Genomic DNA, 16,138 nt, shown 5'->3' with positions numbered 1-16,138 from the left:
CAAAGGAAATAAAGGGAATGCCTTTATGGGCATTCCCTTTACGGATTCTGACTCATTGCTTAAAGAGCATATTTTTCCGTTTCGATTACTTTGACGGATGCTTCGCGTTTTTTCGCAATGACATTGATCGGAGTGTGTCTTGTCAGCTTACGGAGCGACGAAAGCATGATGCGGAGAGTATCGCCTGTTTCCACCGCAATTAACGTTTCCTTTGCATGCTGTTCTATTTCATTGAAAGCTTCCTGAACGAAGATTTCAGTGTAAAGCACTTTTTGTTTGTTCTTCTCCAGACCTGTAGCTGCAATTGCTTTTTCCGTACGCAATACCACGGATTCAGCTGCATAGGCAAGGGATGCGATATCAGCAATGTTGGAGAGGATTTCTTGTTCTTGATCAAGATCTTTGCCGTATTTCTGTGCCGCAAGCCCAGCTGCCAGAATACCGATTTTCTTAGCGTTCCTAACAAGCATTTTTTCTTGTGCCAGTGGCTCATCGCCAGGTTCTTCCGGCATCATCATCATTAATTCCTCTTGCAGGCCTTGAGCTTTTTGAAGTAGCGGCAATTCCCCTTTAAGTGCTTTCTTCAGGAATGTTCCCGGGACAAGCAATCTATTGATTTCATTTGTACCTTCAAAGATCCGATTAATACGGGAATCGCGATATGCTTTTTCAATTTCATACTCCTGCATGAAACCATAACCGCCATGAAGCTGTACGCCTTCGTCCGTAACGTAATCCAATACTTCGGAAGCAAAGAATTTATTCAATGAACATTCAATGGCGTATTCAGCGATTGCAGCCGCCATTGATTTCCCATCTTTCACTTGCTCATCCGTCAATTTGCTTTGTCTTTGATCATAAAGTCCAACCGTACGATATACAGAGCTTTCTGCTGCATAAATTTTCGCTGCCATTGTTGCAAGTTTTTCTTTCGTCAAGTTAAAATCGGAAATTTTCGTTTTGAACTGTTGACGTTGATTCGTATAAGCAGCTGTAATCTCAAGGGCACGTTTAGATCCGCCGACAGCACCGACGCCTAATTTATAGCGGCCGATATTCAGGATATTGAAAGCGATGACATGCCCTTTTCCGGCTACACCCAAAAGGTTTTCGACTGGTACATGAACATCTTCGAGGATTAAAGTGCGTGTAGATGAGCTTTTGATTCCCATTTTCTTTTCTTCAGCCCCAGTTGATACGCCTTTATAATCACGCTCAACAATGAAAGCGGAGAATTGTTCACCGTCGATTTTGGCGTATACACAGAAGACATCTGCAAAACCTGCATTTGTAATCCATTGTTTTTCGCCATTTAAAATATAGTGTGTTCCTTCTGCATTCAATTTCGCTGTCGTTTTTGCTCCCAAGGCATCAGAACCTGAGCTTGGTTCCGTTAAGGCATACGCAGCAATCTTCTCACCCGTTGCCAGTACAGGAAGATATTTTTTCTTTTGGTCTTCATTCCCGAATAATACGATTGGCAAAGAGCCGATACCTACATGTGCACCATGCGTAATTCCGAAACCGCCTGCAAGTGCCATTTTTTCCGTAATCAATGCCGAACTGATTTTATCGAGACCCAATCCGCTGTATTCCTCAGGAACATCAGCCCCAAGTAAACCGATTTCACCTGCATGCTTCAATAATTTAACGGAACGCTCAAACTCATGGTTTTCTAAATGTTCAACCTGCGGCAGAATTTCATTCACTACGAATTCCTCGGAAGTTTTGGCAATCATTTTATGCTCATCAGAATAATCTTCCGGTGTAAACACTTGATCATACGTAATATCTTCTATTAAAAAGGCCCCGCCTTTAATGAGGTTATCTGTAGTTTGATTGGACATGTTATTTCCTCCTATGTGTTTAAGATAGTGATCCCGCCGGAAGCATGACAGCTTCCGGAAGGGGTCGGATTACGCCATTAATTCAAACACTCCGGCAGCACCCATCCCGCCGCCGATACACATTGTCACGACTCCGAACTGTTGGTTTCTGCGCTTCATTTCATGAAGCAGGCTTAATGTCAATTTTGCTCCCGAACATCCTAGTGGATGGCCTAAAGCGATGGCTCCTCCATTTACATTGACAATCTCTTCATTCAATCCAAGCTCACGAATGATTTGAATGGATTGGGAAGCAAAGGCTTCATTCAATTCAAATAAACCAATATCCGATAATTCAAGACCCGCTAGCTTCAACGCTTTAGGTATGGCTGCAATCGGTCCGATGCCCATAATTTCAGGCGGTACTCCTGCTACAGCAAAGGAACGGAACTTACCCATGGGTTTCATCCCTAAGGAAGAAGCCTTTTCCCCGTCCATGACCATGACCGCGGCTGCACCATCACTCGTCTGTGATGAATTCCCTGCTGTTACGGATCCTGTAACGGAGAATGCAGGTCTTAGTTTTTTCAGCACTTCAGCAGTCGTTCCTGGACGAACGCCCTCATCCTGTGTAAAAGTAAATGATTTTTCCTTTAACTTAAGATCTGGTCCCACTGAACGAAGGGTAACGTCAACCGGTACGATTTCATCGGAAAACTTTCCTTCTGCAATGGCCTTAGCCGCCTTCTGATGACTTCTAACAGAAAATGCATCTTGATCGTCACGGGAAATGCCGTATTTTTTTGCAACGGCTTCAGCAGTGTGACCCATACCCATATAATATTCCGGTGCCGTTTCCGCAAGTCTCGCGTTCGGACGTGTTACATGGCCCATCATTGGCAAAAGGCTCATGGATTCCGCTCCGCCTGCAATGACTGTATCACTTTGGCCGAGCATGATCCTTTCCGCTCCATATGCAATACTTTGGAGACCGCTTGAACAGTAACGATTAATCGTTATGGCCGGTACTGTATAAGGCAATCCTGCCAATGCCCCAATGTTACGCGCCATGTTCAATCCTTGTTCCGCTTCAGGCATTGCACAACCGATAATCAGGTCATCTATCGCTCCTTCATAATTCCCTGCACGCTTTAACGTTTCCTTTACGACAAGAGCCCCTAAATCATCAGGGCGTACACTAGCAAGAGAACCTTTTTTCGCTCTTCCTACCGGAGTCCTTGCTCCAGCTACTATTACCGCTTCTTTCATGAGGATCCCCCTTACTCATTTTTAAGCTATCAATCTATCGATCACGTTTTGGCCATATCTTCATCTATTCATCAATTACGGAGTGGTTTACCTTTAACGAGCATGTGCTGCATCCTTGCCTGGGATTTCGGAGTCGAAATCAGTTTTAGGAATGCCTGTTTTTCCAGGTTCAAGATATACTGTTCATCAACTTCCGTGCCAAATGGGAGTTTTCCTCCTGCCAGGACGTATGCCAGCTCTTTGGCTATGACAAGGTCATGTTCTGATAAGAAGCCTGAAAGGCGCATGGATTCCGCCCCTAATAGCAGTGCAGCATATCCAGTTTCACCTACGACAGGGATCTTTGTGCGGGCTGGAGCGATATAGCCTTGTTCATGCATGGAAAGTACCGCCTGTTTCGCATCATATAGCTGATGATCCGCATTCACGCTTATTCCATCAGCTGAATTAAGGAAATTATTCCCCCTCGCTTCCTCGGCTGAGGTCGAAACTTTTGCCATGGCGACCGTTTCAAATACTTGGTTGGCCACTTTCTGTAAGTCGAAGTCAACGCCCTTCGGCATATTCCTCAAAGTCTTCACATAAAGTTCTTTAGTCCCGCCGCCGCCTGGGATCAAGCCGACACCAGGTTCCACTAGTCCCATATACGTTTCAGTCGTTGCCTGGATGCGCGCTGCCGGAAGGGACACTTCAGCACCCCCGCCAAGTGTCATATTAAACGGGGCAACCACTACAGGAACTGCACTGTACTTAATTTTTAGCATCGCCTGTTGGAATTGGCTGATGACCATATCGAGTTCAAAAATATTGTCATCCTGCGCTTCCATCAGCATCATTGCAATATTAGCGCCGACACAGAAATTCTTTCCTTGGTTTCCGATGACCAGGCCTTTAAAATTCGTTTCCGCTTCTTCAACCGCGGCATTGATCATTTGTATGATATCCAGACCGATTGCATTATTCGGCGAAGTGAATTCAAGCAGAGCCACTCCATCGCCGATATCGATCAAGCTTGCGCCACTGTTTTTCTTGATTACGCCTTTTTGCTTCTTGATCGCTTTAAGATTGATCACTTTAGGATTTTCGACAAGCTCTTTATATTCACCATTATCATAATAGTGAACTATGCCATTTTCTTCTTTATAGAATGACTTGATGCCTTTAGCGAGCATATCCTTCACCCATTGCGGGACGGTTATGCCTTCCGCTTCCATTCGGGCTGCCGATTTCTCTACACCTATCGCATCCCAGGTTTCAAATGGGCCTGTGGACCATCCAAATCCCCATTTCATCGCTTGATCGATTGCCACGATGTCATCCGCGATGTCCCCAAGCAGCTGGGCAGAATACACAAGCGCCGGATTCAGGACATTCCATAGTAATTGGCCGGCACGGTCTTCGCTATAAACAAGCGCTTTCATTTTATTATCCAAGCCCTTGGCCTGTTTAGCCATTTCGATGGAAGGCGTTTTCAATCTTTTTCGTGCAGCATATTCAAGGGTTTCGGGATTCAGTTCAAGGATTTCCTTGCCTTTTTTCAAGAAGAATCCTTGTCCTGACTTGCTTCCAAGCCACCCATTCTTAAGCATTTCATTCATGAAATCAGGTATCTTGAAAACTTCTTTTTCTTCTCCGTCCACCTGGTCATAAACGTTTCTGGCAACATGTGCAAAGGTATCCAATCCAACGACATCAAGTGTCCGGAAAGTGGCGCTAGTTGCCCTTCCAATCAACGGACCTGTAACCGAATCGACCTCACCGACACTGTATCCGCCTTTTTGCATTTCCCGCAAAGTGACCAATAAACCATAAGTTCCAATGCGGTTTGCGATGAAGTTTGGGGTATCCTTGGCTTCGACAACACCTTTTCCAAGAACATCTTCGCCAAATCGTTTCATATATTCGAGCACTTCTGATGAAGTTGCCTTAGTAGGGATGATCTCCAACAATTTAAGATAACGCGGCGGATTGAAGAAGTGAGTTCCCAGGAAGTGCTTTTGAAAGTCCTCCGAACGTCCTTCTGCCATCGCTTCGATTGAAATTCCGGATGTATTCGAAGAAACGATGCTTCCTGGTTTACGATGCTGATCAACCTGGGCGAACACACTTTGCTTAACCTCAAGCTTCTCAACGACCACTTCGATGATCCAATCGACATCCTTTAAACGACTTATATCATCTTCCAGGTTTCCAGCCTCGATCAACGCGATGTTTCCCTTAGCCGAAAGCGGAGCTGGTTTCTGTTTTAAAAGTTTCGTAATCGCCGTTTGGCTGATGCGGTTACGCACTTGTTTATTATCTAATGTCAGTCCCTTTTTCTTTTCATCCTCAGTGAGTTCACGAGGTACAATATCCAATAATAAAGTCGGAATGCCGATGTTAGCAAGGTGTGCAGCAATCCCTGATCCCATAACTCCTGACCCTAGAACAGCAGCCTTTCGTATTTGTCGAACCAAGTTTATATCCCCCTTACACAATTTATTGAATGAATGCTCATTCATTTTTAATTCAAAAAAATTTTGAATATTTTTTCTTATTACTAATATAGAATATATTTGGAAATTCCGCAATGATTAAACAGGAAAAAATATATTTTTTTCTCCGCGTTCTTCCGGTTATTTCTCCTCCGTTCAGTAAAAAATAACCGGGCAGGAGGTGACTTATATAATGAAGCGTAAAGATAATCCTTCTAAAGCAGCCGTGAGCGCAGCAAGTGTTAAAGGCAATGCCGGCCCTGGCGCTGAACGTCAACATGGAATCAATAAAGTGAACAGCCAAAACAATCAGTTCAAAAGATAATCCTTCTTGATTTGAGCAGCCGTCCCTTTTCCGGGGCGGCTCTCGCTTCCTATTTCTTGAATAGGCCTTTTAAAACGAAAGCAATATTGGCTGGCCTCTCCGCAAGGCGGCGCATGAAATATCCATACCAATCCGTACCATAAGGAACATACACCCTTACCTTATATCCTTCTTTAACAAGTTCAAGCTGCCTTTCAGTGCGGATGCCATATAACATTTGAAATTCAAATGAATCCCGGGGTATTCCCTGATCTTTGACCAAGTCCCTCGTATAATCAATGATTTTATCATCATGTGTGGCAACGGCTGTGTAATTTCCATTTTGCATATGCTTCTTGATGATTTTCTTGAAATTCTCATCCACATCTTTTTTTTCGGGAAAAGCCACGTCCCTTGGTTCTTTATAAGCCCCTTTAACAAGTCTTAAATTCGGATGGTATGCATCCAGCTCTTCAATATCCCTCTCAGTCCGATACAGATAAGCTTGAATGACAGTCCCCAATTCATTATATTCAGACTTCAGGGTTTTGAATACATCCAAAGTCGGCTGACAGCGCGGAAAATCTTCCATATCAAGCGTCACGAAAACACGATGGGCTCTAGCTTCATCCAAGATTCTCCGCATGTTATTCATTACGACTTGTTCGGACACATCCAAGCCCATCGAGGTCAGCTTCAGGGATAACTGTGAATCCAGATCATTTGTGCCAATCATCCGGATGGCTTCGATACACTCTTCTGCCATCTTCCCTGCTTCTTGTTCATCTTCAATGAATTCACCCAAATAATCAATGGTGACAGCAAGCCCCTTCCGGTTAAGTTCAGCAATCACATCACATGCCATATCCAAGGATTCTCCTGCCACGAAGCGACATGCACCAAACCGCAGCCCGTATTTTTTCGCAGCCTGTTTCATAGCTTTATTCTTTGATAAAAAAAGGAATAGATTTTTCAAAATCCTTTCCATCTGCATTCCCCTCCAAATCATTTTGGAAAATAGATGCACAAGATTATTTTACCATTTAATTCATTTTTCAGATATTTAGAATCAAGAATAAAAAATTTCATGAAGGGAAAATTAAGCCCGATTAAAGAACACATAAGGAGGTAGAATGATGGAACAGCAAAATTCGTTTAATAGCCAACAGCAGTCGACCGGCTTCATGAAACAGCCGCCGGAGATGGTTTCGGTGAAAGATAGCTTATACTTGACTGACATGCTTGCATGGAATCTGAATGCGGTTAAAAAAGCACATTTTTTTGCCACACAATGTAAGGACCCGCAAATCATTGATGCGTTAAATCGGTGCGGACTCATGCATCAACGCCATTACGATACCATTTTGAAACATTTGAACCCGGACCAAAATCAGAGTCAACAACAATATCAATAAAGGAGGGTTCTTGATGCCCAATGAAAACAAAGTCCAAAATCCTGAATCTCCCGTGGCAAAAACACCGCAAATGAATGACAGGGATTTTATAAATGATATGCTCACAACTGAAAAGTACTTTTGCAACTCCCTTTCCGTTGCCCTGCATGAAATGAGTAATCAAGCATTATTCCAAGACATTTTCTCCATTTCCAAAGAAAATCAGGAGATGCAGCGTGAACTCTATAACCTTATGTTCGAAAAAGGCTGGTATAGTTTAGAAAAGGCGCAAGCTACCAGCTTAGGCCAATCGTATCAACAATTTTCCGGATATAAAAATCAATTTCCATCTGGAACGAACATTCAATAAACAAACATTCAGGGGGGTGGATTCTGCTCCTTTTGTTTTTTTGCTACAAATAAAGCCGGCCCATCGGGGGCCGGCTTTATTATTAGATATCCGTAGAAAACATATACTTCTTATAGTGATACCGAATGCTGAATATTAAGCCCATCGCCATCATGTTCCCCATGAGCGAGCTTCCTCCATAACTGACAAATGGAAGCGGAATCCCCGTAATCGGCAAAAGGCCTACAGTCATGCCGATATTTTGAAAAACGTGGAACGTCAACATGCTTATAACGCCCACACAGATATATGTATAGAAGTTATTTTTCGTGTCCATTCCCGTTTTTGTTATGTGGTAAATCAATAGGAAAAACAAGGAAATGATGATACTTGATCCGATGAAGCCGAATTCTTCACCGATGATGCTGAAAATGAAATCCGAATGACTCTCGGGCAAATACACTTCCCTTGAACCGATTCCCTTGCCTGTGGTCTGGCCGGAGCCTATGGCCAGTAAGGATTTGGTTAAGTGATACCCTTCGGAGCTGGCATAATTATATGGATCCAGCCAAGAATAGATACGGCCGAATTGATAAGATTTTACCCCTAGGTATTTTTCCAGGATTTCCGGCTTCCAAAGTACAAAGTACAGGACCGTGGACGCGACGACAATTCCTCCCGAAACGATCGGCAGCAGGATCTTCCATGTTACCCCTGATATGAAAATCATTCCGAGCATGATTGACATGATGACAAGCGAGGTGCCCAAATCCGGCTGTTGCATGATTAACAATAAAGGGGCACCGGTGACAAGACCGATTTTAATAAGCAGCCAGATATCCGTTTGAATCGTTTTCAGCGTGTTTTTGAGATGATGGTTCGATATGACATTCGCTAAAGCCAGGATCAGGAAAACCTTCATGAATTCCGATGGCTGAATCGAACCGATTCCCGGAATGATGAACCAACTTTTCGCACCATTCCGGACAGGAACGATGCTTTCCGGCATAATGATCAGTAAAAAAAGTAAAAATAATCCGAAACCATAAGCGTACCAAGAGATTTTTTTCAACTGGTCCGAATCCAGTGTGATGAACCCTAATACGATTCCAATTCCCACTATATACCAAAAAATTTGTTTTATTAAGAAGTTTTCAGCGTACTGTCCAGTCGTTTGGGCACTATAGATTGCCAGGCAACTTCCAACGCATAATAACAGCAATATTGTGACCAAAGAAAAATCTATTCGAGATGAAAATTTATTTTGTTCTTCCATACTAAACTCTCCCTTAAAAAGGCTCCTGCGATACATCTATAAATACACTTATTCATTATACTTTAAACAAATAAAATCACAACTATATCGAAGAATAGTTTACAGGCCTCATGGAGTTATTTCCATGAAGCCTGCAGGCATGGAGAGCTATGCATGTGATTCCTTTGATTTTCTCCGTTTCAGCAATAGGCTGACCAATCCATTGCCCGGGGAAAAGAGAAAGGCCAATCCGAATAATATGGCGGCCGAACCCACCATGCAACCTGATATCGAGGCATCCAAAATGGTGGCTGAATAGTAGCCGATGACGGAACTTAGCACCCCGACCCCAATACTGACCAATATCATGCGGCTTAAACGGTCTGACAGCAGATAGGCCGTTGCCGCAGGTATGATGAGCATCCCAACTACTAAAATGGAACCTACACTATCAAAAGAAGCAACAGTTGTCAGTGAAATGAGGCTCATCAATAAGTAATGAAAGAACAGTACAGGAATTCCCATCGCGGCAGCAAGTGCTGGATCAAAAGAAACGAGTTTAAACTGTTTGAAGAAAAGGAAAATCAGTATGAGGTTCAGGATAAAACAACTGCCGACTATCCAAACAGCTTTTGGTCCAGCCTCGATTCCCGCGATTGTCATCGTGTTCCACGGAGTATAGGCTATTTCCCCATAAAGGACATGTTCCAGGTCAAAATCTATTTGTTGCGTGTACAAGCTCACAAGTACGATCCCCGTTGCAAAAAGGGAAGTGAATACAATCCCGATCGCAGCGTCGGATTGAACGCCCGACGATTGGAAAAGCTGGATCAAGAATACGGTAAGCAAGCCGAGCGCTGCAGCCCCGATCAGCATTGGAACCGAATCACGGGTTCCGGTTATTAAAAATGCCAATACGATTCCCGGCAAAACGGAATGACTGATTGCATCCCCAATCAACGTCATTTTCCTGACTATCAAAAAACACCCTAATACACTGCAAGAACCCGCCACTAATGCTCCGACTAAGATAATCCAAAAATCATTCATGATGAGTGGCTCCCTTTCCTTCTATCCTTTTCGAGAGAATATTTCTTTTTCGTCGAAACCCTTCTCCATATAGATGAAAGCACTCCGCGTTTAGGTGCAAAAAGCATGGAAAAGAAAAACCATACCGTCGCGGATAAGACAATTAACGGTCCTGTCGGCAAATCATTGACAGATGTACTGATCAACGTTCCAGACACACCGCTCAACATTCCGAATATACCAGACAGGATGACCATGATATGCAGGCGCTCCGTCCAATATCTCGCGGATACCGCAGGTGTTATCAGTAAAGATGCCATCAATACGACGCCTACAGCCTGGATACCGATCACTACAGCTGCCACGATCAGCATCATGATGAAATAATCCAGAAAAACAACCGGCAATCCCATTCCCTTAGCAAACCCGGGATCAAAGGACAGTAATTTGAATTCTTTAAAAAATACGGTACAAGTGAAAATGAGAATAAAGGAAACCGTCATCATCATATATACATCGGACATGACCATTGACGCCGTCTGTCCGAATAAAAAGGTATCCAATCCACTCTGGTTCCCATACTCGCTCTGCTGGATTTGCGTAAGCATCACAATTCCGAAACCAAAGAAAGAGGATAAGACGATTCCCAAGGCCGCATCCTGCTTGATCTTACTGTATCTCGTAAGCACACTGATCAAGAAGACAGCGACTAAGCCAGCCAGGGCGGCACCTATCAAAAAGTAGGAAGTGGATTTCACTCCAGTTAACATGAAGGCGACACAGATACCGGGTAACGCTGCATGTGCGAGCGTGTCGCCAAGCAAAGACTGCTTTCTGAGGTAGGCAAAGCTGCCGATGACCCCGCTGCTTAATCCGAGGAACATCGTGCCAAGCAATATCCACCTTGTATTTGGATCGGTGATAATGTCCATTATATTCATCGTGTACACCTCATTTTAATAAAAGGCCGGACTTTGTGTCTGATAGTATCGCTAGGCGGCCTCCATATGTTGCCTGTAGGTATTCGGGAATGAACACTTCATCTGTCGGACCTATTTTCATCACCTTCTTATTCAATAACATCGTCCAGTCGAAATATTCCTTCACGGTGGATAGGTCATGGTGCACAACCAGAACGGTTTTGCCTTTTTCCTTCAATTCCATCAGCAATTGTATGATCGCTTTCTCTGTTGCGGCATCCACCCCTACGAACGGTTCATCCATAAAATAAATATCCGCTTCCTGTGCCAATGCACGGGCCAGGAATATCCGTTGCTGCTGTCCGCCTGATAGCTGGCTGATCTGGCGGTTTGCGTATTCAGCCATCCCCACCTTCTCCAGGCACTCCATCCCCTTCTGCCTTTCGGACTTCCCTGGTCGCCTCAGCCATCCGAGATGACCATATCTGCCCATCATCACGACATCAAGTGCGTTGGTCGGAAAATCCCAATCCACTGACTCCCGCTGTGGTACATAGCCGATACTCTTCCTCATCGATTTATAAGTAGAGCCCTTTATCGTGATGTGCCCCGATATTTTTGGGATCAATTCGAGTATCCCCTTTATCAAAGTGGACTTCCCTGCTCCATTGGGGCCTATGATACCGATTAAATTCCCTTCCGGCACCTCAAATGAGACATCTTCGACAACTGGCTTCTTATGATAAGCAATCGTTAAATTCTCGACCTTCAAAGCTGCTTGATTCATAGTTTCTCCCCCCTATTTCAAAGCACGGACGATGGTGTCCGTATTATGACGGACCATTCCGATATACGTTCCTTCTTCCGTCCCTCTTTCACCCATGGCATCCGAGAACAATTCACCGCCGATTTCCACTTTGTGGCCCTGCTTACCTGCTCCTTGAATGACAGCCTCGATAGCCTTCCTCGGTACGCTTGACTCTATGAAAATCGCTTTTATTTTGTTCTCCACAAGATAGTTCCGCATATCCGTCACATCTTTTGATCCATATTCCGATAATGTATTGATCCCTTGGAGCCCTCTTACGTCCAGGCCATATGACTCCCCGTAGTACCCAAAAGCATCATGTGCTGTAACGAGCACCCGTTGGTCTTCAGGTACTTTATTGATTTCCTCATGGACATACTTATCAAGTTCCTCCAATTGCAGAACGTATTCCTCATAATTTTCACGATACTCCGCTTCATGATCCGGGTCCTTGGCAATCAATTCTTTCTTAACTGCCTCCGCCGCAACGATCCAAAGCTTTACATCAAACCATACGTGGGGATCATGCTCCTTTTCACCCACTTTGCGAAGTTGGTTCTCCTTGAAGTCTTCCGTTACGGCAATCGTCGGTTTATCCTTGCTCATCATTTCAAATATATCCGTCATTTTCCCTTCAAGATGCAATCCGTTATAAAAAATCATATCAGCCGAATCCAGTGTCTTCACATCACCCTGCGTCGCTTTATATAGATGGGGGTCGACTCCCGGTCCCATTAAACTTGTGACCTCGACATGTTTACCGCCGATATTCTCAACCAAATCTCCAATCATTCCCGTTGTTGTAACGACATCCAGCTTGCCATTGCCATTATCGCTTTCGGCCGTATCATTGCCGCACCCCGTTAAAACCAGCAATGCAGCAAGCACGCCTCCAATAGATTTAAGAAAACCCATCCATATTCCCTCCCTTTTTCATCTTTCTAAAATAGTTTGCCATGTGCAAAACTAAGTGTAAATTTTTTTACATTGTCGTAAATGCTAAAAAGTTTCCTCTACACAACTTATTTTATACTATACACAAATATACAAAAAAAGTGCAACTATTTTTAAACATTTCAAAAAGGCAAATGACTTTTACACACAGCAAAAACTGTCAGGAAGCCCCACTAGCAGCTTCCTGACAGTCAGTCATTCCGTATGATGAAATTATATTTATATTGTGGAGTTTTACTGGTGAACATAACTAGGGGAGCTATTTCTGGACGACGTGAAATTCACGAGTAAACGCGGTTTCCACGCATAAAGCCGCGGACTTCTTGACGGGCATTGCCACTCATTTCTCCTGTTTCAAGGAAATGGCCAAGTACGCAAATCCCAATTCGATTCCGCAAAGCACAAACAGGGTGATTAAAGTTTGGAACATCATGATTTCCTCCTCCTCTAAGACTTAGACCAATCTTAAAGGATGAAACCAATACCATAACAAGACCTTATTTGAAGAAATCTTCAGCAGTCCCACACTGTTCCCTTGCCCTGAAATGGGTTTCATACTGTACAATATAAAAAAAGAAAAACGGTGATACCATGACAAATATTAAAAAAATAGCTCAATGTGCTGGTGTATCTGTCTCAACAGTGTCTCGTGTATTGAATGATCATCCATATGTAAGCCCCGATAAAAGAAAGAGCGTCTTAGAAGCAATCAATCGTTTGAATTATACGAGAAACATCAACGCCATTCATCTATCAAAAGGGAAAACCAACCTTATCGGCGTCATCATCCCATTCAACAATCACCCATATTACGGGGCAATCGTTAACGGAATCACAAAACAGGCAAATGCAATTGGCTGTCATATCGTCATCTTTCAAACAAATTATGACAGGGAGAAAGAGATCCAGGCTTTTAATATGCTGCAAATGAAGCAGCTCGATGGCATTATCGTTTGTTCAAGGATTTCGGAAATGAAAATCCTCTTGGATTATCAAAAATACGGACCGATTATTTTATGTGAAGATACCGCCCAGGCTGAATTCTCATCCATCAGCATTGATCATTATGCAGCTTTCTCCTGTGCCCTTGAGTACGTGATTGCTAAAGGATATAAGAAAATCGGATACAGCCTTGGCCGTAAAAAGAGCAGAAACAGTTCCCATCGTACAAAGGCCTTTAACGATATCATGAGTAAACATCAACTGATAAACAATAAAGCATGGCTGTTTGAAGGCAGTTATCACATCAAAGACGGTGAACAATTGTTTCAGGAATGGAATTCGATGATGGATAAACCTGAAGCCATCATCATCACGAATGATGACACGGCGGCGGGCTTCATTCTTACCGCTAAGAAATCGGGTATAAGGATACCGGAAGATGTGGCCATTCTCGGCTTCAATAATGATAGCCTTGGCGAAATGCTCGACATCACGACCATTTCCTTACCGCTGGAATGGATCGGGAAAATGGCAGTGGATCTCTTTGAGAATCCTGAAGAGGTCAAACATGTAAAACTGGACTATGCCCTAATAAAACGGAAAACCGTTTAGTTATCAGGATGTGCTATATTTTAGTATATCGTCACTTGATTCTTCCTTCCTGCCATCATTCATTAACTAGGAAAAAATAACCACATAAAATAATCATTGCGATATCCCAGAAGTTATTTTATAATTTTGATATAGTAAAGTTTACTCAATTACTAGCAATCTATTCGCGATTGCATGAATTTCATGAGTAAAATCGTCCGACGTCACCTACAAACTGACGCCAACGATTTTAGAAAATTGAATACTTCCTCATTTACCGATGAGTTAGAGGCTGCAGCTTATAAAAGTAAAGCGGACGAGATTCTGGAAAATTAAAGACTCCGTTTGAAAGGATAAGTTGCCGAAGTTAGGGTATATTCCATGTATATTCTTGCTGGCGGTGTTACCGAACAGGAACACCACTGTCACGTTTTTTCAAAAAGCGTGGGGAGCTATCTTCGGAAGGATAAACGGGTTTATTATAAACAGCCGTCGATCTTTTTCGACTGCTGTTTTTTTATTTTTCGTTCCCTTCCAATAAAAAGGAGTGTAACATCAATTGTCAAATTCACAATCACCAACAAGCCCTACTGAACTGAAAAGGAGCCTGAAAGCGCGTCATTTAATGATGATTTCATTAGGCGGAACGATTGGAACAGGTTTATTTTTAGCAAGTGGCGGTGCCATTCATTCAGCCGGTCCCGGCGGTGCCTTGGTGGCATACGCGGTCATCGGCATCATGGTTTATTACTTAATGACAAGTCTTGCAGAAATGGCGGCTTTCATGCCAGTGGCCGGTTCGTTCCGTGTCTATGCATCCAAATTCGTCGATCCGTCTTTCGGTTTTGCGATTGGTTGGAACTACTGGTATAACTGGGCAATCACTATTGCCGCCGAATTGGCTGCCGTTGTCTTAATTATGAAGTTCTGGTTCCCGGATAGCCCTTCATTTATCTGGAGTGCCATTGCGTTAATCACTATGTTTCTTATCAATTACATGTCAGTTAAAGGTTTCGGGGAAACAGAATTCTGGTTTGCCATGATCAAGGTCGTGACAGTCGTCATTTTCTTGATTACGGGTGTTCTGATCATTCTCGGAATCATGGGTGGGAATGACCCAATTGGTTTTTCCAATTTCACAATGGGCGAAGGTCCCTTTAACGGAGGGTTCTTCACGATTCTAGGCGTATTCATGGCTGCTGGCTTTTCATTCCAAGGAACGGAATTGCTTGGAGTGACTGCTGGTGAAAGTGAGGACCCAGAAAAAAATATTCCTAAAGCAATCAGATCCGTTTTCTGGCGCATCCTCTTGTTCTATATCCTTGCAATTTTCGTTATTGGAATGATCATTCCGTTTACGGATTCACGTTTATTGAGTCAAGATGTTGCCGTAAGTCCATTCACGCTTGTATTTGAACGTGCCGGCCTTGCATTTGCTGCATCCATCATGAACGCGATCATTTTATCATCCGTACTCTCTGCAGGTAACTCTGGCATGTACGCTTCAACGCGTATGCTATGGGACTTGGCACGTGATGGGAAAGCACCGAAATTCCTAGGTAAGTTAGATAAAAGAGGAGTGCCCGTGAATGCACTTATCGTGACTTCTTTAGTTGGCTGCGTTGCATTCTTAGCTTCATTTTTCGGGGATGGCGTCGTTTATATCTGGTTATTGAACGCTTCCGGCATGGCAGGATTCGTCACCTGGGTAGGGATTGCGATTGCCCATTATCGGTTCCGCAAAGCTTACGCAGCTCAAGGCCTTGATATGAATGCTTTACCATTCCGGGCAAAAGGCTTCCCATTCGGACCTATATTCGCACTTGTCCTTTGTATTATCATTATCATCGGACAAGGCTATCAGGCTTTCAGCAGCGATGGGATCGACTGGAATTCAATGTTCGTTTCCTACATTGGCTTGATTCTATTTTTCGTCCTATGGTTCGGCTATAAAATTAAGCATAAAACAAAAATCATTCCGCTTGAGGAATGTGACCTTAAATCAAAATAATACGCAAAGGAC

At 43.4% G+C, this 16,138-nt stretch carries 14 protein-coding genes and 1 riboswitch; of the genes, 5 read left to right on the top strand and 9 right to left on the bottom strand.

Translation table 11 applies throughout. The features are described from left to right. Positions 1-59: 59 nt before the first annotated feature. The 3 genes from ACZ9AO_RS15390 to ACZ9AO_RS15380 all read right to left on the bottom strand — a co-directional run bounded on the left by ACZ9AO_RS15390 (position 60) and on the right by ACZ9AO_RS15380 (position 5,551). A complete protein-coding gene (locus ACZ9AO_RS15390; RefSeq protein ID WP_476109390.1) occupies positions 60-1,847 on the bottom strand; it encodes an acyl-CoA dehydrogenase family protein in 1,788 nt (595 codons plus the stop codon). 69 nt (positions 1,848-1,916) lie between these two features. Next, positions 1,917-3,095, bottom strand: a complete 1,179-nt coding sequence (locus ACZ9AO_RS15385; protein ID WP_251540426.1) for an acetyl-CoA C-acetyltransferase — start codon at positions 3,093-3,095, stop codon at positions 1,917-1,919. Positions 3,096-3,166: 71 nt separating this feature from the next. Then, positions 3,167-5,551, bottom strand: a complete 2,385-nt coding sequence (locus tag ACZ9AO_RS15380) for a 3-hydroxyacyl-CoA dehydrogenase/enoyl-CoA hydratase family protein (protein WP_251540438.1) — start codon at positions 5,549-5,551, stop codon at positions 3,167-3,169. Positions 5,552-5,759: 208 nt separating this feature from the next. On the opposite strand from ACZ9AO_RS15380, the gene ACZ9AO_RS15375 reads away from it, so the two are divergent. Then, on the top strand, positions 5,760-5,894 hold the full coding sequence (locus tag ACZ9AO_RS15375; RefSeq protein WP_072273724.1) for a YuzL family protein: 135 nt from the start codon (positions 5,760-5,762) through the stop codon (positions 5,892-5,894). 49 nt (positions 5,895-5,943) lie between these two features. Here the strand turns inward: ACZ9AO_RS15375 and ACZ9AO_RS15370 are convergent, their stop codons facing one another. Continuing rightward, entirely contained in the window at positions 5,944-6,861 is a 918-nt protein-coding gene (locus ACZ9AO_RS15370) for a proline dehydrogenase family protein (protein ID WP_476109389.1), read from the bottom strand. 148 nt (positions 6,862-7,009) lie between these two features. Here ACZ9AO_RS15370 and ACZ9AO_RS15365 point away from each other — a divergent pair, with 148 nt between their 5' ends. Together ACZ9AO_RS15365 and ACZ9AO_RS15360 are read left to right on the top strand one after the other, a co-directional pair. Further along, positions 7,010-7,288, top strand: coding sequence for a hypothetical protein (locus ACZ9AO_RS15365; RefSeq protein ID WP_034310108.1), 279 nt, complete (start codon positions 7,010-7,012; stop codon positions 7,286-7,288). Positions 7,289-7,301: 13 nt separating this feature from the next. Beyond that, the gene (locus ACZ9AO_RS15360; RefSeq protein WP_048688189.1) at positions 7,302-7,637 is read left to right on the top strand and encodes a spore coat protein; all 336 of its coding nucleotides are present in this window, start codon (positions 7,302-7,304) and stop codon (positions 7,635-7,637) included. Between the two features lie 82 nt (positions 7,638-7,719). Here ACZ9AO_RS15360 and ACZ9AO_RS15355 read toward each other — a convergent pair whose 3' ends face one another. The 5 genes from ACZ9AO_RS15355 to ACZ9AO_RS15335 all read right to left on the bottom strand — a co-directional run bounded on the left by ACZ9AO_RS15355 (position 7,720) and on the right by ACZ9AO_RS15335 (position 12,543). Continuing rightward, the gene (locus tag ACZ9AO_RS15355; RefSeq protein WP_048688186.1) at positions 7,720-8,892 is read right to left on the bottom strand and encodes an FtsW/RodA/SpoVE family cell cycle protein; all 1,173 of its coding nucleotides are present in this window, start codon (positions 8,890-8,892) and stop codon (positions 7,720-7,722) included. A gap of 147 nt (positions 8,893-9,039) precedes the next feature. Continuing rightward, positions 9,040-9,921 (bottom strand): metal ABC transporter permease, encoded by an 882-nt coding sequence (locus ACZ9AO_RS15350; protein ID WP_285856517.1) that lies wholly within the window; start codon positions 9,919-9,921, stop codon positions 9,040-9,042. Beyond that, on the bottom strand, positions 9,918-10,841 hold the full coding sequence (locus tag ACZ9AO_RS15345; RefSeq protein ID WP_048688180.1) for a metal ABC transporter permease: 924 nt from the start codon (positions 10,839-10,841) through the stop codon (positions 9,918-9,920). Before ACZ9AO_RS15345 ends, ACZ9AO_RS15350 begins: the two co-directional genes overlap by 4 nt. A gap of 10 nt (positions 10,842-10,851) precedes the next feature. Next, a complete protein-coding gene (locus ACZ9AO_RS15340) occupies positions 10,852-11,607 on the bottom strand; it encodes a metal ABC transporter ATP-binding protein (RefSeq protein ID WP_048688176.1) in 756 nt (251 codons plus the stop codon). Between the two features lie 12 nt (positions 11,608-11,619). Further along, positions 11,620-12,543: a metal ABC transporter solute-binding protein, Zn/Mn family gene (locus ACZ9AO_RS15335; protein WP_476109388.1), complete on the bottom strand. Its 924-nt coding sequence runs from the start codon at positions 12,541-12,543 to the stop codon at positions 11,620-11,622. A 630-nt stretch (positions 12,544-13,173) separates the two neighbouring features. On the opposite strand from ACZ9AO_RS15335, the gene ACZ9AO_RS15330 reads away from it, so the two are divergent. Next, entirely contained in the window at positions 13,174-14,136 is a 963-nt protein-coding gene (locus ACZ9AO_RS15330; protein ID WP_476109387.1) for a LacI family DNA-binding transcriptional regulator, read from the top strand. 257 nt (positions 14,137-14,393) lie between these two features. Further along, positions 14,394-14,578, top strand: a riboswitch (Lysine riboswitch). Positions 14,579-14,674: 96 nt separating this feature from the next. Beyond that, positions 14,675-16,126: an amino acid permease gene (locus ACZ9AO_RS15325; protein ID WP_034310089.1), complete on the top strand. Its 1,452-nt coding sequence runs from the start codon at positions 14,675-14,677 to the stop codon at positions 16,124-16,126. Positions 16,127-16,138: the final 12 nt, after the last annotated feature.

The sequence above is a fragment of the Peribacillus sp. TE19612 genome (assembly GCF_056279465.1).
This window is presented reverse-complemented; position numbering and strand designations above follow the sequence as displayed.

Bases quoted from the DNA above. Each gene is read 5' to 3' on its own strand.
- ACZ9AO_RS15335 (WP_476109388.1), bottom strand. From the start codon at position 12,543: ATGGGTTTTCTTAAATCTATTGGAGGCGTGCTTGCTGCATTGCTGGTT.
- ACZ9AO_RS15390 (WP_476109390.1), bottom strand. From the start codon at position 1,847: ATGTCCAATCAAACTACAGATAACCTCATTAAAGGCGGGGCCTTTTTA.
- ACZ9AO_RS15370 (WP_476109389.1), bottom strand. From the start codon at position 6,861: ATGGAAAGGATTTTGAAAAATCTATTCCTTTTTTTATCAAAGAATAAA.
- ACZ9AO_RS15365 (WP_034310108.1), top strand. From the start codon at position 7,010: ATGGAACAGCAAAATTCGTTTAATAGCCAACAGCAGTCGACCGGCTTC.
- ACZ9AO_RS15350 (WP_285856517.1), bottom strand. From the start codon at position 9,921: ATGAATGATTTTTGGATTATCTTAGTCGGAGCATTAGTGGCGGGTTCT.
- ACZ9AO_RS15330 (WP_476109387.1), top strand. From the start codon at position 13,174: ATGACAAATATTAAAAAAATAGCTCAATGTGCTGGTGTATCTGTCTCA.
- ACZ9AO_RS15340 (WP_048688176.1), bottom strand. From the start codon at position 11,607: ATGAATCAAGCAGCTTTGAAGGTCGAGAATTTAACGATTGCTTATCAT.
- ACZ9AO_RS15355 (WP_048688186.1), bottom strand. From the start codon at position 8,892: ATGGAAGAACAAAATAAATTTTCATCTCGAATAGATTTTTCTTTGGTC.
- ACZ9AO_RS15345 (WP_048688180.1), bottom strand. From the start codon at position 10,841: ATGAATATAATGGACATTATCACCGATCCAAATACAAGGTGGATATTG.
- ACZ9AO_RS15385 (WP_251540426.1), bottom strand. From the start codon at position 3,095: ATGAAAGAAGCGGTAATAGTAGCTGGAGCAAGGACTCCGGTAGGAAGA.
- ACZ9AO_RS15360 (WP_048688189.1), top strand. From the start codon at position 7,302: ATGCCCAATGAAAACAAAGTCCAAAATCCTGAATCTCCCGTGGCAAAA.